Source organism: Mesorhizobium abyssinicae (assembly GCF_049887195.1).
Classification (GTDB): domain Bacteria; phylum Pseudomonadota; class Alphaproteobacteria; order Rhizobiales; family Rhizobiaceae; genus Mesorhizobium; species Mesorhizobium abyssinicae.
In genome coordinates this window covers 83,057-102,936 of the sequence record NZ_JARAKC010000008.1, presented here as the reverse complement: position 1 = coordinate 102,936, position 19,880 = coordinate 83,057, and the positions used below count along the sequence as shown (strand labels likewise).

Below are 19,880 nucleotides of genomic sequence, written 5' to 3'. Positions count from 1 at the left end.
GGCTGGCCTTCAGCGCGGCATTGTCGCCAAAACCGGAGGATTTTCGATGAGCATCGCCCGCCTGCAGAAGGAACCGCTGAGCAACCTGCCCTTCTACGAGGAGCGCGTCGACCTCGCTTGCGCCTTCCGCTGGACGGCGCGGCTCAACATGCATGAGGCGGTGGCCAACCATTTCTCGCTGGCCGTCAACGACGACGGCACCAGGTTCCTGATGAACCCCAACCAGGTGCATTTCTCGCGCATCAAGGCCAGCGACCTGCTGCTGATCGACGCCAACGATCCCGCTACGCTTTCCGGACCCAATGCGCCGGATCCGACGGCCTGGGGCCTGCATGGCGCCATCCATCGCAACGTGCCGCATGCGCGCTGCGTCATGCATGTGCACTCGATCCACGCCACCGTGCTCGCCTCGCTTGCCGACTCTCGCCTGCCGCCGATCGACCAGAACTCGGCCACCTTCTTCAACCGCCATGTCGTCGACGCCCATTATGGCGGGCTGGCCTTCGAGGAGGAGGGCGAGCGCTGCTCGCAGCTTCTGACCGATCCCAAGGTGAAGGTCATGGTCATGGGCAATCATGGCGTGCTGGTCATCGGCGACACTGTCGCCGACACCTTCAACCGCATGTTCTATTTCGAGCGCGCCGCCGAGACCTACATCAAGGCGCTATGGACCGGCCGTCCGCTGCGCACCCTGTCCGACGCCATCGCCGAAAAGACCGCGGCGGAAGCCAGCGATTATCCCGGCCAGGCCGAACGCCATCTCGCCGAGCTGAAGGCGATCCTCGACGAGCAGGAACCGGTCTACCGGAACTGAGGCCTCTTCCTTCTCCCCGTCACGCATACGCCATGCACACATCTTCTGTGACTGGCGTGACTGATCGGCCGAAGGTTTGATTGCCACGTGGTTCCCCCAATCCGTCGCTGCTTTGCAGCGCCATCCTTTCCCCCCTCCGGAGGGAAAGGAAGGGAGCGTTGACGGCAAAAAGCTTGGCGTTCCTCTACCCCGTCGATCGGGGGAGAGGTGGCTCGGCGAAGCCGAGACGGAGTGGGGGGTCGACCAGCGCTACATTAGACAATGCATGCGCCAAGCTACACGGTATCGCCAATGACCAGCCGCTTAGGATGAGGGGCGGCGCCGACGCCCGGGCTCACAGCCCCAACTCAGCCCGCAACTGTTCAGCACTGTTAATCACAACAGCCCCCGGCGGCCCAGCCATCGGCGCTTCCGGCCAGAACATCGTGCGCATGCCCGCCGCAAGGCCGGCCATGGCGCCGGTCAGGCTGTCGTCGACCGCGACGGATTGCGCCGGATCGACCTCCGCCAGATGAGCGGCGCGCAGGAACGGCTCGGGATAGGGCTTGCCTTCGCGCACGTCGTTGCGGCTGATCGTCTTCATGCCGGGGTAGATCAGGCCGACGGCGCGCAGATTGGCGTCGACGATCAGCCGGTCGGAATTGGAGACAACCGCTTGCTCGACACCGCGATCGCGCAATTCGTTGAAGATCTCGATCGCGCCTGGGCGCGGCTTCAGCGTCTCGGCCAGCGGCAGGTAGTGATCGTATTTGCGCACGATCCAGTCGTCGAACGGCAGGTCGAGCCCGAATTCGTTGCGCAGCATTTCGTAGACCGGCCATGCGGCGACGCCCAGCACCCGCTCATGCAGATTGGTCGGCGGCGCGATGCCGACGCTGCGCAGCGCCGCCACCAGGGCCGCCTCGTGCAACGGCTCGCTGTCGACCAGCGTCCCGTCCATATCCCAGAAAACCGCTTTCGGCGTCATGCAAGGCTCCTTTGCCGATCCCCTTAATCGGTTTGCTTGGCGAGATAAACCGTCAAGCAGGCCTTCCTTTGCCGCCGTCCCCACTCCAGGTCGCATCGCTAGTGCAGGCAATTGCCCTGTCGATAGACAATTGCGCGTTGGCACATTCCCTGTAAGCTAGTGGTACCCGCGCCCTGTTGGGCGGGTTTGGGAGGCAGAAGTGAATTCGCGGCAGGACAGCGGCAGCAACCGGTTGGACGACGCGGCGCGCGCCGGCTGGCTGTATTATGTTGCCGGCAACACGCAGGACCAGATCGCCTTGACGCTTGGCATTTCCCGGCAGACGGCGCAGCGGCTGGTGTCGCTGGCGGTCTCGGAAGGGCTGATCAAGGTGCGTGTCGACCATCCGATCGCCAATTGCCTCGACCTGGCAGCGCGGCTCAAATCGCGCTTCGCGCTCGATCTGGTCGAAGTGGTGCCGAGCGATCCCACCTCGTCCTCGACGACGATCGGCGTCGCCGAGGCGGCGGCGGCGGAAATCGAGCGGCGGCTGCGTTCCCCGGAACCCCTGGTCATGGCGATCGGCACCGGGCGCACGCTGAAGGCGGCGATCGAGCAACTGCCGCCGATGGAATGCCCGCAGCACAAGGTGGTGTCGTTGACCGGCAACATCTCGCCGGACGGCTCCGCCGCCTTCTACAACGTCATCTTCACCATGGCCGACAGGGTCAAGGCGCGCTCCTTCCCGATGCCGCTGCCGGTCATCGCCTCCTCGCCGGAAGAGCGCGACATGCTGCTCAGCCAGCCGATGATCCAGCCGACGCTGGCGCTGGCGGCGGAAGCCGACGTCACCTTCGTCGGCATCGGCGATCTCGGCCCCAAGGCCCCGCTCTATGAGGACGGCTTCATTTCCGAAGGCGAGTTGAAGTCGCTGCAGAAGGCCGGCGGCATCGCCGAGATCGTCGGCTGGGTGTTCGACCGCGAGGGCCGCATGATCGACGGCATCACCAATGACCGCGTCTCTTCGGCGGCGTTGCCGTCGCGCGAAAGATCGCTGGTCATTGCGCTCGCCATGGGCGAGCGCAAATTGCCCGGCATCCTCGCCGCCGTGAACCGGCGTCTGGTCAACGGCCTCATCACCGACGAGCGGACCGCGACAGCCTTGCTTGGCGCATGATCTGCGCCTCGGGTTCGGAGCCGTTCATGCGCCAAGCCAGCAGGCGCCCCGATCTCCGATAAAATCAGCAGAGCCTAATTGTAGGGATCGAAATTGCCGTTGCCGTCCAGCAAGCCCATGTCGCGCTGCAGGTGCGGCGACAGCTCCCTGATGTCGAGATAGGCCCGCCGCTTCGCCCGATGGTGCGCAAATCCACGCACAAGCCATGAAAACCAAGCCTGGCCTGGAACGAGAAGCAGTTTTTCCTGTACCGTGGTCATGATCGTCAGCCTTCGCTATGTCTGGACGAGAGGTGTCGTCGACCCCAGATATCGGTCCGATCGGCCGCTGCGACCAATCAAACGTCGATCACGGCCCATAAGGACCCGAACTCAGCTCACGGCAGCTCGCCCAGCTCCCGCCGCTCGCCGCGATCCGGGTCTTCGAGGCGGTGGCGCGGCATCTCTCCTTCACCAAGGCGGCCGCCGAGCTCGGCATGACGCAAGCGGCGGCGAGCTACCAGATCAAGCTGCTCGAGGAGCGCGTCGGCTCGCCTCTGTTCCTGCGCAAGCCCAAGCAGATCGTGCTGACCGAAGCCGGGCAGCGCCTGGCGCCAGCAGTCAGCGAGGCCTTCGCCCTGTTGAGCGGCGCCTATGCCGCGGCCCGCGGCGGCGCCGACGGCGTGCTCTGCGTCTCCACGCTGCTCACCTTCGCGTCGAACTGGCTCGCCCGGCATCTCGGCTCCTTCCAGGTCGCGCATCCCTCGCTCGCCGTCCGCCTCGACACCTCGAACCGCCTGGTCGACTTCGCCCGCGAGGACATCGACATCGCCATCCGCTCGGGCGGCGGCACCTGGCCGGGCGTCGAGGTGCACAGGCTGTTCAATGCCGATTTCACCCCTGTGCTCAGCCCGGAGCTTGCCGCCAGCATCGGCGGCGTCAGGGAGCCGGCCGATCTCCTGCGCCTGCCGATCCTCGATCCCGGCGACATCTGGTGGCGGGACTGGTTCACCGCTGCCGGCCTGCCGGTCGAGGAGCTGGCCAGGCGCCCCAACACCAGCATGGGCGCCCAGGCCTATGAGGCCAATGCCGCGATCGCCGGCCAGGGCGTGGCGATCGTGACCAGGGCGCTGTTCAAGGCGGAGCTCGCCGACGGCCGCCTGATCCAGCCTTTCGATCTGGTCGGCGACGATGGCCATGCCTATTGGCTGGTCTATCCTACGGCGCGCCGCAACGTGCCGAAGATCCGCGCCTTCCGCGACTGGATCCTGGCCGAGATCGCCTGCCAATAGGCTGATCGCGAAAGCCCGTCCCTGGCCAACCCCGTCGCGCCTCTTCATGCATCTGCCCGTGCGATTTTGCGTGTCGGCGCACGGGTCACTTGTGCTGCGCTGCAGCATCGAATCCGGCTTGACATAATTCACATCAGATGAGTAATTGCTCACAGCCAAGGCAAATGCTCACTTGGTTTATGGGAGGAATTTGATGAAACTTCGCACGCTCACCCTGGGCCTGTTGTCGGCCAGCGCTCTTGCGTTCGCCGCGCACGCCGAATCCATCACCATCGCCACCGTCAACAATGCCGACATGGTCCGCATGCAGACGCTGACCGACGACTTCAGCAAGGCTAACCCCGACATCACGCTCAACTGGGTCACGCTTGAAGAAAACGTGCTGCGCGAGCGCGTCACCACCGACATCGCCACCAAGGGCGGCCAGTACGACGTCATGACCATCGGCACCTACGAGGTTCCGATCTGGGCCAAGCAGAGCTGGCTGCTGCCACTCGACAAGCTCGGTGACGACTATGACGTCAAGGACATCCTGCCGGCTATCGCCGGCGGCCTTTCGGTCGACGGCAAGCTCTATGCGGCGCCCTTCTACGGCGAGAGCTCCTTCGTCATGTACCGCAAGGATCTGATGGAGAAGGCCGGGCTCACCATGCCCGAAGCGCCGACCTGGGACTTCATCAAGCAGGCCGCCGACAAGATGACCGACCGCGCCAATGGCGTGAACGGCGTCTGCCTGCGCGGCAAGGCCGGCTGGGGCGAGAACATGGCCTTCCTGACCGCCATGTCGAACTCATTCGGCGCCCGTTGGTTCGACGAGAACTGGAAGCCGCAGTTCGACCAGCCGGAATGGAAGAACGCGCTGCAGTTCTATGTCGACCTGATGAAGGCCGACGGCCCCGAGGGCGCCTCGTCCAACGGCTTCAACGAGAACCTGGCGCTGTTCCAGCAGGGCAAGTGCGGCATGTGGATCGATGCCACGGTCGCCGCATCCATGGTCTCCGATCCGAAGAGCTCGAAGGTCGCCGACAAGGTTGGCTATGCGCTGGCGCCCGACAATGGCCTCGGCAAGCGCGGCAACTGGCTGTGGGCATGGTCGCTGGCCATTCCCGCCGGCACGCAGAAGGCTGACGCGGCGCAGAAGTTCGTCTCCTGGGCAACCAGCAAGCATTACTCCGAGCTCGTCGCTTCCAAGCTAGGCTGGGCCAGCGCTCCTCCTGGCACGCGCACCTCGCTCTACAACAACGCCGAGTACCAGAAGGCGGCGCCCTTCGCCAAGATGACGCTGGACTCCATCAACGCGGCCGACCCGACGCATCCGACGGTCAAGCCGGTGCCCTATGTCGGCGTGCAGTTCGTCGCCATTCCTGAGTTCCAGGGTCTCGGCACCACTGTCGGCCAGCTGTTCTCGGCGGCACTCGCCGGCCAGTCGAGCGTCGACGACGCGCTGAAGCAGGCTCAGGACGCAGCCACCGCGGCGATGACCGAAGGCGGCTACATCAAGTAAGGCTCCTCCCGGTGCCGAACGCCGGTAGCGCATCATGACCGGCATTGGCCGCCCGAATCCCAGTCGGGCGGCCACCTTCACAATCTCGGAAATTGTGACACAACTCTAAAATCCGGCTGACATTTGGAGGGTGACCGTCATGGCTACTCAGCAGACCCGTTCGCTTGCCCGCTTCATGATGGCGCCATCGGTGATCCTACTGTTCGTCTGGATGATCGTGCCGCTTGCCTTCACGCTCTGGTTCTCGTTCCTGCAATACAATCCGCTGAACCCGATCCGCGACGGTTTTGTCTGGTTCTCCAACTACAAGCTGTTCTACTCCAACCCCGCATTCTTTGCGGCCATTCTCAACACGCTGACCATCGTCGTCAGCGTGCTGGTGATCACGGTGGTCGGCGGCATCCTCCTGGCGATGCTCATCGACCAGCCGATGTGGGGACAAGGCATCGTCCGCATCCTCGTCATCTCGCCGTTCTTCGTCATGCCGCCGGTAGCGGCGCTGGTCTGGAAGAACATGATCATGCACCCGCAATACGGCGTCTTCGCCGATATTGCGCGCTTCTTCGGCGGCCAGCCGATCGACTGGTTCGGCCAGCATCCGCTGACCGCCGTCATCATCATCGTCGCCTGGCAGTGGCTGCCCTTCGCCACGCTGATCCTGTTGACCTCGCTGCAGTCGCTCGACGGCGAGCAGAAGGAGGCGGCCGAGATGGACGGCGCCGGCTTCCTCAGCCGCTTCATCTATCTGACGCTGCCGCACATGTCGCGCGCCATCACCGTCGTCATCCTGATCCAGACGATCTTCCTGCTCTCGGTCTACGCCGAGATCCTGGTCACCACCAATGGCGGCCCCGGCTACGCCTCCACCAACCTGCCCTTCCTCGTCTATCAGAAGGCGCTGCTCGAATTCAAAATCGGCCAGGCGTCCGCCGGTGGCGTGATCGCCGTCATTCTCGCCAACATCGTCGCCTTCTTCGCCATGCGCGCAGTCGGCAAGAACCTCGATAAGTAAGGGAGGATAAGATGGCACGCGCAGTCACCACCCAGCACAAGACGATCGCCACGGTGGCGGCCTGGATCGTCGCCCTGCTGATCTTCTTCCCGATCCTTTACACGATCATCACTTCGTTCAAATCGGAGCAGGAGGCGATCCAGGGCTTCGCCCTGATCCCTTCGGGGACGTTCGAGAGCTATTCCGAGGTCCAGGCGCAGAGCGGCTATTTCAAGTTCTTCCTGAATTCGGTGATCCTGTCGGTTGGCTCGACCATCCTGGCGCTCATCATCGCCATCCCGGCGGCCTGGTCGATGGCCTTCTCGCCGACCAAGCGCACCAAGGACATCCTGATGTGGATGTTGTCCACCAAGATGATGCCGGCGGTCGCGGTGCTGTTCCCGATCTACCTGATCTTCCGCGACACCGGCTTGCTCGACAGCCGCGTCGGTCTGATGGTCATGCTGATGCTGATCAACCTGCCGATCGTGGTGTGGATGCTCTACACCTATTTCCGCGAGATCCCGGGCGAGATCCTGGAGGCGGCGCGCATGGACGGCGCCTCGCTGTGGAACGAGATCGTCTATGTGCTCACCCCGATGGCGGTGCCGGGCATTGCCTCGACCATGCTCTTGAACATCATCCTGGCCTGGAACGAAGCCTTCTGGACGATCCGGCTGACCACCACCGAGGCGGCGCCGCTGACCGCCTTCATCAGCTCCTTCTCCAGCCCGCAAGGCCTGTTCTGGGCCAAACTGTCGGCGGCCTCGACGCTGGCCATCGCGCCGATCCTGATCATGGGCTGGTTCAGCCAGAAGCAGCTGGTGCGCGGCCTGACGTTCGGCGCGGTGAAGTAGTAGGGCGCCGCAAGCGGCGGACGACGGACAATAATCCCTCGGGGAGGAAACCATGGGAAACATCACGCTCAAGAACGTCTCCAAATCCTTTGGGTCGACGACGATCATTCCGAACATCGATCTGGTCATCGAGGATGGCGAGTTCGTCGTGTTCGTCGGTCCGTCGGGCTGCGGCAAGTCCACGCTGCTCAGGCTGATCGCCGGGCTGGAGGACACCAGCGGCGGCACCATCAACATCGACGGCCGCGACGTCACCGGCGAGGCGCCGGCCAAGCGCAAGCTGGCCATGGTGTTCCAGTCCTATGCGCTCTATCCGCACATGACGGTCGCCAAGAACATCGCCTTCCCGCTCAAGATGGCGGGCGAGGACCAGGCGACCATCGACAAGAAGGTCAAGGACGCCGCGCGGGTGCTCAACCTCACCAACTACCTCGAGCGTCGTCCGGGCCAGCTCTCCGGCGGCCAGCGCCAGCGCGTCGCCATCGGCCGCGCTATCGTGCGCCAGCCTTCCGCCTTCCTGTTCGACGAGCCGCTGTCCAACCTCGACGCCGCACTTCGCGGCACCATGCGCCTCGAGATCAGCGAACTGCACCACCAGCTCAAGACGACGATGATCTACGTCACCCACGACCAGGTCGAGGCCATGACCATGGCCGACAAGATCGTCGTGCTCAACGCCGGCAATGTCGAGCAGGTCGGCTCGCCGATGGAGCTCTACAAGACGCCGAAGAACCTGTTCGTCGCCGGCTTCATCGGCTCGCCGAAGATGAACCTGATCGAAGGCGCGCCGGCGGCGAAATACAGCGCCAAGACCATCGGCATCCGCCCCGAGCACATGAACATCTCGACCACGGCCGGCGACTGGAAGGCCTCCGTCGGCGTCGCCGAGCATCTCGGTTCCGATACATTCCTGCACGTCCATGCCGACGGCGTCGGCACCTTGACGGTGCGCGCCGACGGCGAGCTCGCGGTCCATCATGGCGACACCATCTATCTGACGCCCGACCAGGCCAAGCTGCATCGCTTCGGCCCGGACGGAAAGGCGATGGCCCGGTGAGGCTCAAAGGCAAATCGGCGCTGATCACCGGGTCGGCGCGCGGCATCGGCAGGGCGTTCGCCGAAGCCTACGCGCGCGAGGGTGCGACAGTGGCGGTTGCCGACATCGATCTGGCGGCGGCCGAAAAGTCGGCGGCTGCCATCGGCGACAAGGCCTACGCCGTCAAGCTGGACGTCACCGATCAGGCCTCCATCGAGGCGGCGGTGAAAGCGGTGGAGACCAGGACCGGCGGCCTCGACATATTGATCAACAACGCCGCCATCTTCGACCTCGCGCCGATCGTCGAGATAACCAGGGCGAGCTACGACAAGCTGTTTTCGGTCAACGTCGCCGGCACGCTGTTCATGCTGCAGGCGGCTGCCCGTTCGATGATTGCCAGGGGCAAGGGCGGCCGGATCATCAACATGGCAAGCCAGGCCGGCCGGCGCGGCGAGCCGCTGGTCGCCGTCTACTGCGCCACCAAGGCCGCCGTTATCTCGCTCACCCAGTCGGCTGGGCTCGATCTGATCAAGCACCGCATCAACGTCAACGGCATCGCTCCCGGCGTCGTCGACAGCGACATGTGGGACCACGTCGATGCGCTGTTCGCCAGATACGAGAACCGGCCGAAGGGCGAGAAGAAGCGGCTGGTCGGCGAGGGCGTGCCCTACGGGCGCATGGGCAAGCCGGAAGACCTCGCCGGCATGGCCGTGTTCCTGGCCAGCGACGAGGCCGAATACATCGTCGCCCAGACCTACAATGTCGACGGCGGCCAATGGATGAGTTGACGGGGATGAGTTGAGGGGGAAAGGCGCCTCTCCCTTCCTCCGGGGAGAGGCTGCCGCCGGGGCATGCGGGGGCGGCATGAATGCTGGCAGGCAAATGCCGCCCCTCGCTGCCGCTCCTTCTCCCGAGGGTTGGGAGAATTGTCAGGCCATGTATCGGCCAAAGGGTAAAAGCAGATGACCGTGAAACTCTCTTCCTCGAACCTCGCCAAGCTCCCCCCGAAGGTCTCCGGTCCGAACTATGACCGTGCCAGGCTCAAGGCCGGGATCGTGCATTTCGGCGTCGGCAATTTTCATCGCTCGCACCAGGCCGTCTATCTCGACGACCTGTTCAACGCGGGCCTCGGCCACGACTGGGCACTGATCGGCGCCGGCGTCTTCGCCGGCGAGAAGATCGGCCGCGGCAAGCTCGAGGAACAGGACTGGCTGACCACGGTGGTCGAGCAGGACCAAGGCCATATGAGCGCCCGCGTCACCGGCGCCATGATCGATTTCCTAATGCCGGGCGAAGCGGCCGCGATCATCGAGCAGCTTGCCGACCCGGCGATCCGGATCGTCTCGCTGACCATTACCGAAGGCGGCTATTTCATCGATCCGGCTTCCGGTGTCTTCAACCCGACCCATCCCGACATCGTCGCCGATGCTCAGCCGGGTGCGGAGCCGAAGACCGTATTCGGCCTCATCCTTGCAGGGCTGGTGCGCCGCCGCGCCGACGGCATCGTGCCGTTCACCGTCATGTCCTGCGACAACATCCCCCATAACGGCCATGTCACCTCCGACGGCGTCATCGGCCTGTCGCGGCTGATCGACGAGGATCTGGCCAACTGGGTACGGGACAACGTCGCCTTTCCGAACGGCATGGTCGACCGCATCACGCCAGCCACGACAGACCGCGAGCGCGGCATCCTGGCCAGCGATTTCGGACTGGAGGACAACTGGCCGGTGTTCTGCGAGCCGTTCCGCCAATGGGTGCTGGAGGATCATTTCACCGCCGGCCGGCCGGCGCTGGAAAAGGTCGGCGTGCAGTTCGTCGGCGATGTCGCGCCCTACGAGTTGATGAAGATCCGTATCCTCAATGGCGGTCATGCCACGATCGCCTATCCGGCCGGACTGATGGACATCCACTTCGTCCACGAGGCGATGCAGGAGCCGCTGGTGCGCGGCTTCCTCGCCAAGCTGGAACGCGACGAGATCATTCCGACCGTGCCGCCGGTGCCGGACACGGTGCTGGAGGACTATTACCAGCTCATCGAGCGCCGCTTCTCCAACCCCAAGATTGGCGACACCATCCGCCGGCTCTGCCTCGACGGCTCCAACCGGCAGCCGAAATTCATCATCCCGACCATCGCCGACCGGCTAAAGGCGGGCAAGGGCTTCGCCGGCCTCGCGTTGGAATCGGCGCTGTGGTGCCGCTACTGCTTCGGCACCACCGACAGTGGCGTCGTTATCGAGCCCAACGATCCGAATTGGGATCGCCTGCAGGCGACCGCCAGGACGGCGAAGGATGCGCCCGGCGCCTGGCTGGCCATGGAGGACATCTATGGCGATGTCGGCCGCTCCGCCGCCTTCGCCGAGGCCTTTGCCCATGCGCTCAACGTCTTGTGGGCAAACGGCGCGCGCGAGACGCTGACGCGCTATCTCGCCGGCAAGCTCTGAAGCCACCGGAAGCAGCCAGGATGACGCCCGAACTGGTCATCTTCGACTGCGACGGCGTGCTGGTCGACAGCGAGGCGCTTTCGGTCTCTGCACTGCTCGGCATGATCGCGCTCGCGGGTGGTACGGTCTCGGAGGATGCCGCCTACGAGCATTTCCTCGGCAAGAGCATGAAGAGCGTGCGCGAGATCCTCGGCAGCGAGTTCGGGCTCGAGATCAGCGACCAGCACCTCACCGCGATGCGCGTCGACCTGATGCGCAAATTCCGTGAGGAGTTGAAGCCGATCCCCGGCATCAGGGAGGTGCTGCCGAGACTTGGCCTGCCGTTCTGCGTCGCCTCTTCCGGCACGCTGGAGCGCATCCGCTACGCGCTCGATGTCACCGGGCTGCTCGGCCTTCTGGAACCGCATCTGTTCAGCGCCGCCATGGTCAAGCGCGGCAAGCCGGCGCCGGACCTTTTCCTTCATGCCGCTGCCTGCATGCGGGCAAAACCACGCAAATGCCTGGTCATCGAGGACAGCCCGGCCGGCGTCGCCGCGGCCCGCGCCGCGGGCATGCGTGTCTTTGCCTTCACCGGCGGCTCGCATGCCGACAACCCCGCCTTGAAAGCGCGGCTTGCGTCGACCGAACCGGACTTTATATTCGCTGACATGCTGCAATTGCCCGATCTGATTGCAGGCCTGGGAGCGAGAGTAAAAGCATCTTGACCAACAGTTTCGTTTGCGCGGTCGATGTCGGCACCGGGAGCGCCCGCGCGGGCATTCTCGACGTCAATGGCACCTTGCTCGGGCGCGCCGATCATCCGATCGCCATGCATCAGCCCAAGGCCGATCACGCCGAGCATGATTCGCGCGATATCTGGTCGGCGGTCTGCAAGGCCGTGCGCGCCGCCGTCGCCAAGGCGGGGATCGCGGCCGATGACGTCATCGGCATTTCCTTCGACGCCACCTGCTCGCTCGTGGTGCGAGGCAGGGATAGCGAACAGCTCAGCGTGTCGGTCACCGGCGAAAAGCGCTGGGACACCATCGTCTGGCTCGACCACCGCGCCATCGCCGAGGCCGACGAGTGCACGGCGAGCGGCCACGCCGTGCTCGACTATATCGGCGGCGTCATGTCGCCGGAAATGGCGACGCCCAAGCTGATGTGGTTGAAGCGCCATCTGCCCGCGACATGGAATGAAGCCGGCTATCTATTCGACCTCACCGATTTCCTGACCTGGAAGGCGACCGGGTCGCTGGCGCGTTCGCAATGCACGCTGACCGCCAAATGGACCTATCTGGCGCATGAGCAGACAAGCTGGCGGCGCGACTTCTTCGAGACCGTCGGCCTTGGCGATTTGTTCGAGCACGGCAATTTGCCGGAGAAGGCCAGCCCGGTCGGCGCCGATATCGGCCCGTTGACGGCGCAAGCGGCGGCCGAGCTTGGCCTGGGCGAAAAGTGCCGGGTCGGCGCCGGCGTCATCGACGCCTATGCCGGCGCGCTCGGCGTGCTCGGCGGCTTTGCCGGCGACCAGAAGAACATCAGCCGACATCTGGCGCTGATCGCCGGCACCTCTTCCTGCGTCATGGCGATGTCGCCCGACCCGCAGCCCTTCGCCGGCGTCTGGGGCCCCTATTATGGCGCGGCGCTGCCGACGCTCTGGCTCTCGGAAGGCGGCCAGTCGGCCACCGGCGCGCTGCTCGACCACATCATCCGCTGGCATGGCGCCGGCGGCGAGCCGAATACAGCAATGCATGCCAGGATCGCCAGCCGCGTCGCCGAACTGCGCGCCGCCGAGGGCGAGGCATTGGCGGCGAGACTGCACGTGCTGCCGGATTTCCACGGCAACCGCTCGCCGCTGGCCGACCCGCACGCCGTCGGCGTCGTCAGCGGCCTGACGCTGGACTCCTCCTTCGACAGCCTGTGCAAGCTCTACTGGCGCACCGCCGTCGGCATCGCGCTCGGTGTGCGCCACGTGCTGGAAGCGCTGAACGAGAACGGCTATTTGATCGACACGCTGCACGTTACCGGCGGCCACACCAAGAACCCGCTGCTGATGGAACTCTACGCCGACGCCACCGGCTGCACCGTCATCGAGCCGCTGGCCGACGAGGCGGTCTTGCTCGGCACCGGCATGGTGGCGGCCACCGCCGCCGGGCTCTATACGGATCTGAACGCCGCCTGCGTCGCCATGCAGCAGGGCGGCAGGAAGCGCGCCGCCAATCCGGCGGCCGGCGCCCGCTTCGACCGCGACTACCGCATCTTCCTGGAGATGCACCGGCAGCGGCAGGCGCTCGACGCGATCAGCTGAGCAGGCTGCCGTTTCGTTCCGGCTTGCGCAGCGAGGCGCCGGATGTCGCGTCGAACAGATGGATGCTTTCCTCGTCGAATGTGTAGCGCACAGGCGCGCGCAACGCCGGGCATTCGCGCGCCGGCACCAACGCGCTGATCTCCTTGCCGCCGGAGCCGAACGTCACCAGCGCGTCATTGCCGTGGAATTCGATGAGGTCCGCGGTGCCCTGCAGCAGGTTCCGCCCGGCATCGGCGCCTGCCGTCTTCAGGTCGGGAGGCCGGATCCCGAGCACGGCGCGATCGCCATGCTGGAGATGGAAGGCCGAGCCGTCCAGCGAAAGCACCGTTCCGGCGCCGGTCAGCGACCAGCAGTCTCCGGCCCGGCCGACCGTCACCTCGACGAAATTCATGTTCGGCGTGCCGATGAAGCCGGCCACGAACAGGTTGCCGGGCCGGCGATAGATCTCCGCCGGCGAGCCGACCTGCTCGATGACGCCATCCCTGAGCAGCACGATGCGGTCGGCCAGTGTCATCGCCTCGAGCTGGTCGTGGGTGACGTAGACGGTCGTCGTCTTGAGCGACTGGTGCAGCCTTGCGATCTCGATGCGCATATGGTTGCGCAGCTTGGCGTCGAGATTGGACAGCGGCTCGTCGAACAGGAACACCTTCGGTGTCTTGATCATGGCGCGTGCGATCGCCACGCGCTGCTGCTGGCCGCCGGAAAGCTCGGTCGGCTTGCGGCCGAGATAGGGGTCGAGCCCCAGCGTCCGGGAAACCGCCTCGACCCGTTTCACGATCTCGGCCGCCGGCACTTTCTGCCGTCGCAGCCCGAAGGCGATGTTGTCGAAGATCGTCATATGCGGATAGAGCGCGTAGTTCTGGAACACCATGGCGATGCCGCGGTCGCCGGGCTCGAGGTCGTTGACCACCTTGCCGCCGATCGAGACCTCGCCGCCAGTGATGTCCTCCAGCCCGGCGAGCATCCTGAGCAGCGTGGACTTGCCGCAGCCTGACGGGCCGAGGAACACGACGAATTCGTGCTCTTCTATGCTGAGATTGAGATCTCGGATGACGGCGGTTGCGCCGTAGGCCTTGTCGACATGGGAGCAAACGATCGCGGACATGGTCAGCCCTTCTCGCCGGTAAGCAGGATCTGCAGCTTGACGTCCTGCGGGTTGCCCTCGGCCGCCCGCTCGAAGGCCTTGATACTGTCGGAGAAATCATAGGTGCCGGTGATTAGCGGCTTGAGGTCGACCTTGCCGGAGGCGATCAATTGCAGGGCGCGGTCGAAGATGTTGGCGTAGCGGAACACCGTCTCGATGCGCGCTTCCTTCGAGATCGCCGCCGGCACGTCGAGGCTGACCGGCTCCACCGGCAGTCCGACCAGCACCACCGCGCCGCCTGGCCGCACGATGTCGAACAAATTGGCGAAGGCTTTCGGGTTGCCGCTGGCTTCGAATACGATGTCGGCGCCCCAACTGTCGGTCGCGGCCGCGACGGCGTCGACCAGCGACTGCTCGCCGATATTGACCGGCACGATGCCTTGATACTGCGCGGCGATCTTCAGCTTGGGCGCCGAGAAATCGGAGATCAGCACCTTCGAGCAGCCGCCGGCCAGCGCCGCCAGCGCGATCATGATGCCGATCGGGCCGCAGCCGACGACGACGGCGACATCGCCTGGCACGATGCGCGCCCGCGCCGCTGCCTGCATGCCGATGGCGAAGGGTTCGACCATGGCGCCTTCGGCGAAGGAGACATTGTCCGGCAGCCTGTAGGTGAAGGCCGCCGGATGCACCGCGAAAGGCGCAAGCACGCCATGCACCGGCGGCGTCGCCCAGAAACGCACGTCCGGATCGACATTGTAGATGCCGAGCTTGGTCGCGCGCGACGACAGGTTCGGCACGCCGGGCTCCATGCAGACGCGGTCGCCGACCTTCAGGCTCGCGACGTTGGCGCCGACCTCGACGATCGTGCCTGACGCCTCATGGCCGAGCACCATGGGCTGGCGCACGATGTAGCTGCCGATGGCGCCGTGCGTGTAGTAATGCACGTCGCTGCCGCAGACGCCGACGGTGTGGATGGCGATCCTGACGTCGTCCGGTCCGACGTCGAGCGGCAGCGCGATCTCGCGCAGCGACAGCTCGCCCTTTTTCTCAAGTACCAGTGCCTGCATCGGGTAATCCTCGCATCAACTCTTCTTTTGCCGGAAAACGGAATTCAGGAAGCCGCTGAGCACGCCGAGGAACAGCAGCGGCGGCAGCGACAGGAGCACGACCGAGGCGTTGAGGATGCCCCACGGCACGTTCATGCCTTGCTGGGACAATTCCGAAGCGACGATCGGCAGCGTCTTGGCGTTGGAGCTTGACAGCATCAGCGCGATCAGGAACTCGTTCCACACCAGCACGAAGCTGAACGCGATGGCGCCGGCGAGCGAGCGCGCCGCGACCGGCAGCGCGATCCGCCAGAACACCGAATAGGCGCCGTAGCCGTCGACGAAGGCCGCTTCCTCGATTTCCTTCGGCACGCTTTGGAAGGCCGGAATGGCGAGCCACATGATCACCGATATGGTGAGCAGCGAATAGGTGACGATCAGCGCCGGCAGCGTGTCGTAGAGGCCGATCTGCAGCCAGATGACCATCAGCGGTATGGCCACCGCCACCGGCGGCAGGAAGCGCAGCGACAAGACGAAGAACTGGATGTCGCCGGCGAAGCGGTTGGGATAGCGCGCCACCGCGTAGGCCGCCGGCAGGCCGAGAACGACGCCGATCAGCACGGCCAAGCCGCAGGCGACGACCGAGTTGTAGAGCCCGGTCATCACGCTGTCGCGGCCGATTATGTAGCTGATGTTGGCAAAGGTCGGCGTGAACACCAGGCGCGGCACCCGCGTGATGATGTCGACATTGTTCTTCAGCGCATTGAGCGCCGTCCAGACGAGCGGGAACACGGCGAGGAATCCGGCCAGCGCCAGGATGGCCTTGGCGATCAAGCGGCCCGGTCGCATGCGGTACCGCCTCATGCCTGCACCCGCTTCCACAGCATGGTGAAGGTGATCACCGTGGCAATCATCATCAGCACCGCCATCGCCGAGGCGTAGGAGACCTTGCCGGACTCGATGAAGCCTTGCGAGAACGCGTACATGTCGAGCGTCTCGGTCGCCACGCCCGGCCCGCCGCGTGTCATCACATAGATCAGGTCGAAGGAGCGCAGCGACTCGATCATCTTGACGAACATCAGGCTGATCAGCGGCGCCTTCAGCATCGGCAGGGTAACGTAGGCATGGATCTGCCAGCGCCTCGCATGGTCGAGCCGCGCCGCCTCGATCGGCTGCGGCGGCAGTGTCTCGAGCAGCTTCAGCACGATCACCGCGAAGAACAGTCCCCACTGCCAGACATCGACCGAGGCGACGGCGAACAGGGCGGTCGAGGCCTTGGAGAGCGGATCGAAGATCAGGCCGCCGGTGACCAGCCGGTAGGGATAGGTGGCGATGCCGTAGAGCGGATGGTAGGCGAACTTCCACACGAAGGCCGCCGAGACGCGCGGCAAAAGCACCGGGATGATGAACAGCAGGCAATAGATGTTGCGCAGCCGCGGCGACGCGACTTCGAACATCAGCACGCCGAGCCCGATGGCCACCACCATGGTCGCCACGACGGTGACGATCTCCCATTTGACCGAGACCCAGACGGCGTTGAGGAAGCGGCGGTCGATGAAGAGGTCGGCAAAGTTCGAGAACCAGACCCAGGAATAGCCCGGCGTGCTCAGCTCGCGGTTCTGCAGGGCGATGACGACGGCGTAGAGCGTCGGCACCATCGACAGCACCAGCAGGATGGCGAGCGTCGGGACCAGAAATGTGACGGGCAGGGAAGAGCGTCGGCGCATGGCCTATCCTCGCGGGCCTTTCGGGTGTTGGCGGTCGTGTGAAGAACCCGCGGCGCGCAGGTCCCGGCATTCCAGCGAATGCCGTGGACCGCGCGCCGCGGCGGGAGGACTACTTCTTCTTCACCAGCTCGTTGGCGTAGGCCTCGAGCTCGTTGAGGCTGCCCTTGATGTCGGTGCGCGTGCCGGTGACCAGCTCTTCGAGGATGATGCCCCAGCGGTCGCCGAGATCCGGCCAGCGCGGATCCTGCCAGAAGTTCACCGCCGTCACCTTGCCGGTTTCGGCCAGCGCCTGGCCGAGATCGGCGCCGTAGATGTCGGCGAATTCCTTGCTGGACAGGATGCTGGTGCGGTTGAGCTCGCCGAACTGGTGCGCGTCGAGCCGGCGCTTCTCGTTCTCCTTCGATGTCGCCCAGGCGACGAACAAGCCGGCGCACTTCTTCGAGGCGTCGTCCGGATTGGCCTTGGTCGCGATGGCGAGGCCATGGCCGTAGCCGCCGCCAGACAGTGGCGCCGGCGGCGGCAGGAAGCCGACCTTGCCGACCACCTGCGAGGTCTTCGGATCGACCGCCATGCCCGACAGCGGCGTCGATTCGACGAGGATGGCGACCTGGCCGGAGAGGAAGGCGCCGGTCGATTCATCCCAGCTACCGGTCTGCGTGCCGGGCGCCGAATCCTTGAACAGCTTGAGGTAGGTCTCGGTCGCCTTGACGGCGGCGTCCGAATTGAAAGCCGGCTTGTCGCCGTCGAACCACTTGCCGCCATAGGCCTTGAAGTAGGGCATCCAGCGCCAGACATTGGCGCCCGAGCCGCGTGCGCCGCGCAGCGCGATGCCATACATGCCCTTGTCGGCATTGGTCAGCTTCGGCACGTCGGCGAGCAGCTCGTCCAGCGTCTTCGGCGGCTGGATGCCGGCGGCCTCCAGAACGTCCTTGCGATAGACCATCAGGTCGCCGCCGCCGGTCAGCGGCGCGAACCAGACCTTGCCGTCATAGGTGGCGACCTTCTGCCGGCCCGGATCGAAATCGGCGAAATCATATTCAGCCGGATAATAATCGGCGAGCGGCGCGATCCAGCCGGACGACGCGAACAGCGCGACATTGGCTTCGTCGACATAGTAGACGTTGTAGTTGCCGACGGTGGACGCATCGGCGCGCGACTTTGCCCGGCGGTCGTTCTCGTTGAGGTAGTCGATCTGGAAGCCGGCGCCGGAGAGCTTCTTGAACTCGTCCTTGGAGTCCTCCAGCAGCGTCAGTCCGTCGCGCGGCTGCGCCAGCACCTTGACCGGCGCCGAGCAGACCGGCGCCTGCGCCAGCGCCATCGTTGAAGCGGAAGCGGTAAGCACGAAAGCTGCGCCCAGGCTGGCAGCGAGCCGAGTTGATTTCATTGGTTTTTCTCCTCCAGGAATCGTCGCGGGAAGCGGCTGTCCTCGGGCTAAGCGACCCTCACCGTCGCCCGAGCGACTTGCCACCCGTCGCCAAAATGAGGAGTTGCTAAGGGGGAGGCTAGAAGCCCCGTTGCAGTAAACCTGTACTTTTATGCATTGTGCGGCGCAAAAAACCGCCAAGGCGGGACCGACCTGTCACACGAGTATCAGTGCTGTTTTGGGAGTCGGTTCTCGACCGGATCAGGCCCGCATCGCCAGCCGCTGCCGCGACAGCTTGCGGTAGGATGACGGCGTCATCTTGTGCTTGCGCAGGAAGGCGCGGTTGAAGTTGGAAATGTTCATGTAGCCGACCTGGAAGCAGATGTCGGTGATTGGGACGTCGGTATCGGAGAGCAGCTTGCAGGCCTGCCACAGCCTGAGTTTGGCGACATGGTCGCTGAAGCTGTTGCCTGTGTTCTTCTGGAAGAAGCGCGAAAATGTGCTTTCGCTCATCCCGGCCAGCTCCGCCACATCCGGCAGCTTCAGGTCCTCGGCGAAGTGCTGGAACAGATAGGTCAGCGTGCGCTGGATGATGTCGAGCGATTGGGCGTCGAGCAGCGGCGAGAAATCCGGCGACGACAGAAGCTCGTATTCATCGGTGCTGGCCATGAGGTCGACCAGCTCGAGGAACAGGCAGAGCCGTGGCAGCCCGTGCACCGTGCCCATCCGTTCCATCAGCGCGGCGCCGTCGATTGCCGTCTGTCCGTGGAAGACCATGCCGCGCAGCGACCGCTCCAGGAACGGCTCCAGCTCGCGCAGCTCCGGCAGCAGGCCGGCCGAGCCGCGCAGCCGCTGCGGATCGAACTGCAACACGATATCGCGCCCTTCGATCAGCTCGCCGGGCTGCACGGCCGTCACCCAGTCATGCGGCAGGCCACCGCCGACGATTGCCAGGTAACCCGGCCCGAACTCGCCGATATGGTCGCCCACCAGCGCCACGCCCGACGATTTCCTGAGCAAATGGATTTCGTATTCCGGATGGAAGTTCCAGACGTTGCGTTCCCACGGATAGTCGTCCAGACGCCACAGGAAACTGTCGCTCGCTTCGGTGACGATATGCTCGAAGGAGGGCACGGTGCGCGGGATCGCGGCGGTATTTTTCCTTTGCCTGAACGTCATCCATTCCTCCCGTCCCGGAAACCCGTAGCAGGCTCCGCGCGGCAAGTGAACGAGGCGCCGGCGCCGCTGGCTCAATGGTTCGCCGTCCGTCCTCCCTTGCCTTCATGTCGCATTTCGTTCAATAGACGACGCAAACGGCGCCATTTTGCGCCGTT

18 protein-coding genes and 1 pseudogene are annotated in these 19,880 nt (G+C 64.8%); 11 read left to right on the top strand and 8 right to left on the bottom strand.

Going from position 1 to position 19,880, the window contains the following annotated elements; all coding sequences use genetic code 11:
• Positions 1–46: 46 nt before the first annotated feature.
• Entirely contained in the window at positions 47–814 is a 768-nt protein-coding gene (locus tag PU724_RS18950) for a class II aldolase and adducin N-terminal domain-containing protein (RefSeq protein WP_135860294.1), read from the top strand.
• Positions 815–1,148: 334 nt separating this feature from the next.
• On the opposite strand, the gene PU724_RS18945 is transcribed toward PU724_RS18950, so the two are convergent.
• Complete coding sequence (locus PU724_RS18945; protein WP_128275144.1) at positions 1,149–1,781, bottom strand: HAD family hydrolase; 633 nt, start codon at positions 1,779–1,781, stop codon at positions 1,149–1,151.
• 199 nt (positions 1,782–1,980) lie between these two features.
• Here PU724_RS18945 and PU724_RS18940 point away from each other — a divergent pair, with 199 nt between their 5' ends.
• Entirely contained in the window at positions 1,981–2,937 is a 957-nt protein-coding gene (locus PU724_RS18940) for a sugar-binding transcriptional regulator (RefSeq protein WP_127282619.1), read from the top strand.
• Between the two features lie 74 nt (positions 2,938–3,011).
• Here the strand turns inward: PU724_RS18940 and PU724_RS18935 are convergent, their stop codons facing one another.
• Positions 3,012–3,197 carry a hypothetical protein gene (locus PU724_RS18935; RefSeq protein ID WP_127282618.1) on the bottom strand — a complete coding sequence of 62 codons (186 nt, stop codon included), beginning with the start codon at positions 3,195–3,197 and terminating at the stop codon, positions 3,012–3,014.
• 104 nt (positions 3,198–3,301) lie between these two features.
• On the opposite strand from PU724_RS18935, the pseudogene gcvA reads away from it, so the two are divergent.
• The 9 genes and pseudogenes from gcvA to PU724_RS18890 form a co-directional block, all read left to right on the top strand.
• Positions 3,302–4,207: pseudogene (gene gcvA, locus PU724_RS18930) on the top strand (transcriptional regulator GcvA); the annotation flags it as partial.
• A 193-nt stretch (positions 4,208–4,400) separates the two neighbouring features.
• Positions 4,401–5,711, top strand: coding sequence for an ABC transporter substrate-binding protein (locus PU724_RS18925; protein WP_127282616.1), 1,311 nt, complete (start codon positions 4,401–4,403; stop codon positions 5,709–5,711).
• 139 nt (positions 5,712–5,850) lie between these two features.
• Entirely contained in the window at positions 5,851–6,723 is an 873-nt protein-coding gene (locus tag PU724_RS18920) for a carbohydrate ABC transporter permease (RefSeq protein WP_126057039.1), read from the top strand.
• A gap of 11 nt (positions 6,724–6,734) precedes the next feature.
• Complete coding sequence (locus PU724_RS18915) at positions 6,735–7,559, top strand: carbohydrate ABC transporter permease (RefSeq protein WP_126057038.1); 825 nt, start codon at positions 6,735–6,737, stop codon at positions 7,557–7,559.
• Between the two features lie 52 nt (positions 7,560–7,611).
• Positions 7,612–8,616: an ABC transporter ATP-binding protein gene (locus PU724_RS18910; protein ID WP_127282615.1), complete on the top strand. Its 1,005-nt coding sequence runs from the start codon at positions 7,612–7,614 to the stop codon at positions 8,614–8,616.
• Complete coding sequence (locus tag PU724_RS18905) at positions 8,613–9,383, top strand: L-iditol 2-dehydrogenase (RefSeq protein ID WP_127282614.1); 771 nt, start codon at positions 8,613–8,615, stop codon at positions 9,381–9,383. The genes PU724_RS18910 and PU724_RS18905 overlap by 4 nt, the downstream gene beginning before the upstream one ends.
• A gap of 174 nt (positions 9,384–9,557) precedes the next feature.
• Entirely contained in the window at positions 9,558–11,036 is a 1,479-nt protein-coding gene (locus tag PU724_RS18900; protein ID WP_354420423.1) for a mannitol dehydrogenase family protein, read from the top strand.
• Positions 11,037–11,056: 20 nt separating this feature from the next.
• Positions 11,057–11,740: an HAD family hydrolase gene (locus PU724_RS18895; protein WP_127392243.1), complete on the top strand. Its 684-nt coding sequence runs from the start codon at positions 11,057–11,059 to the stop codon at positions 11,738–11,740.
• A complete protein-coding gene (locus tag PU724_RS18890; RefSeq protein WP_354420422.1) occupies positions 11,737–13,323 on the top strand; it encodes an FGGY-family carbohydrate kinase in 1,587 nt (528 codons plus the stop codon). Before PU724_RS18895 ends, PU724_RS18890 begins: the two co-directional genes overlap by 4 nt.
• Here PU724_RS18890 and PU724_RS18885 read toward each other — a convergent pair.
• The 6 genes from PU724_RS18885 to PU724_RS18860 all read right to left on the bottom strand — a co-directional run bounded on the left by PU724_RS18885 (position 13,316) and on the right by PU724_RS18860 (position 19,725).
• Positions 13,316–14,428: an ABC transporter ATP-binding protein gene (locus PU724_RS18885; RefSeq protein WP_128274814.1), complete on the bottom strand. Its 1,113-nt coding sequence runs from the start codon at positions 14,426–14,428 to the stop codon at positions 13,316–13,318. The genes PU724_RS18890 and PU724_RS18885 overlap by 8 nt on opposite strands.
• 2 nt (positions 14,429–14,430) lie before the next feature.
• Complete coding sequence (locus PU724_RS18880; protein WP_135860301.1) at positions 14,431–15,477, bottom strand: NAD(P)-dependent alcohol dehydrogenase; 1,047 nt, start codon at positions 15,475–15,477, stop codon at positions 14,431–14,433.
• 15 nt (positions 15,478–15,492) lie between these two features.
• Positions 15,493–16,305 (bottom strand): carbohydrate ABC transporter permease, encoded by an 813-nt coding sequence (locus PU724_RS18875; RefSeq protein WP_127309070.1) that lies wholly within the window; start codon positions 16,303–16,305, stop codon positions 15,493–15,495.
• Positions 16,306–16,316: 11 nt separating this feature from the next.
• Complete coding sequence (locus PU724_RS18870; protein ID WP_354420421.1) at positions 16,317–17,183, bottom strand: carbohydrate ABC transporter permease; 867 nt, start codon at positions 17,181–17,183, stop codon at positions 16,317–16,319.
• Positions 17,184–17,292: 109 nt separating this feature from the next.
• Positions 17,293–18,567, bottom strand: a complete 1,275-nt coding sequence (locus PU724_RS18865; RefSeq protein ID WP_354420420.1) for an ABC transporter substrate-binding protein — start codon at positions 18,565–18,567, stop codon at positions 17,293–17,295.
• A gap of 240 nt (positions 18,568–18,807) precedes the next feature.
• The gene (locus tag PU724_RS18860; RefSeq protein WP_354420419.1) at positions 18,808–19,725 is read right to left on the bottom strand and encodes an AraC family transcriptional regulator; all 918 of its coding nucleotides are present in this window, start codon (positions 19,723–19,725) and stop codon (positions 18,808–18,810) included.
• Positions 19,726–19,880 lie beyond the last annotated feature (155 nt).

What these genes read in the sequence shown, in the direction of transcription:
- PU724_RS18950 (WP_135860294.1), top strand. Translation starts at nt 47, where the DNA reads ATGAGCATCGCCCGCCTGCAGAAGGAACCGCTGAGCAACCTGCCCTTC.
- PU724_RS18945 (WP_128275144.1), bottom strand. Translation starts at nt 1,781, where the DNA reads ATGACGCCGAAAGCGGTTTTCTGGGATATGGACGGGACGCTGGTCGAC.
- PU724_RS18935 (WP_127282618.1), bottom strand. Translation starts at nt 3,197, where the DNA reads ATGACCACGGTACAGGAAAAACTGCTTCTCGTTCCAGGCCAGGCTTGG.
- PU724_RS18925 (WP_127282616.1), top strand. Translation starts at nt 4,401, where the DNA reads ATGAAACTTCGCACGCTCACCCTGGGCCTGTTGTCGGCCAGCGCTCTT.
- PU724_RS18920 (WP_126057039.1), top strand. Translation starts at nt 5,851, where the DNA reads ATGGCTACTCAGCAGACCCGTTCGCTTGCCCGCTTCATGATGGCGCCA.
- PU724_RS18915 (WP_126057038.1), top strand. Translation starts at nt 6,735, where the DNA reads ATGGCACGCGCAGTCACCACCCAGCACAAGACGATCGCCACGGTGGCG.
- PU724_RS18910 (WP_127282615.1), top strand. Translation starts at nt 7,612, where the DNA reads ATGGGAAACATCACGCTCAAGAACGTCTCCAAATCCTTTGGGTCGACG.
- PU724_RS18900 (WP_354420423.1), top strand. Translation starts at nt 9,558, where the DNA reads ATGACCGTGAAACTCTCTTCCTCGAACCTCGCCAAGCTCCCCCCGAAG.
- PU724_RS18895 (WP_127392243.1), top strand. Translation starts at nt 11,057, where the DNA reads ATGACGCCCGAACTGGTCATCTTCGACTGCGACGGCGTGCTGGTCGAC.
- PU724_RS18885 (WP_128274814.1), bottom strand. Translation starts at nt 14,428, where the DNA reads ATGTCCGCGATCGTTTGCTCCCATGTCGACAAGGCCTACGGCGCAACC.
- PU724_RS18880 (WP_135860301.1), bottom strand. Translation starts at nt 15,477, where the DNA reads ATGCAGGCACTGGTACTTGAGAAAAAGGGCGAGCTGTCGCTGCGCGAG.
- PU724_RS18875 (WP_127309070.1), bottom strand. Translation starts at nt 16,305, where the DNA reads ATGCGACCGGGCCGCTTGATCGCCAAGGCCATCCTGGCGCTGGCCGGA.
- PU724_RS18870 (WP_354420421.1), bottom strand. Translation starts at nt 17,183, where the DNA reads ATGCGCCGACGCTCTTCCCTGCCCGTCACATTTCTGGTCCCGACGCTC.
- PU724_RS18865 (WP_354420420.1), bottom strand. Translation starts at nt 18,567, where the DNA reads ATGAAATCAACTCGGCTCGCTGCCAGCCTGGGCGCAGCTTTCGTGCTT.
- PU724_RS18860 (WP_354420419.1), bottom strand. Translation starts at nt 19,725, where the DNA reads ATGACGTTCAGGCAAAGGAAAAATACCGCCGCGATCCCGCGCACCGTG.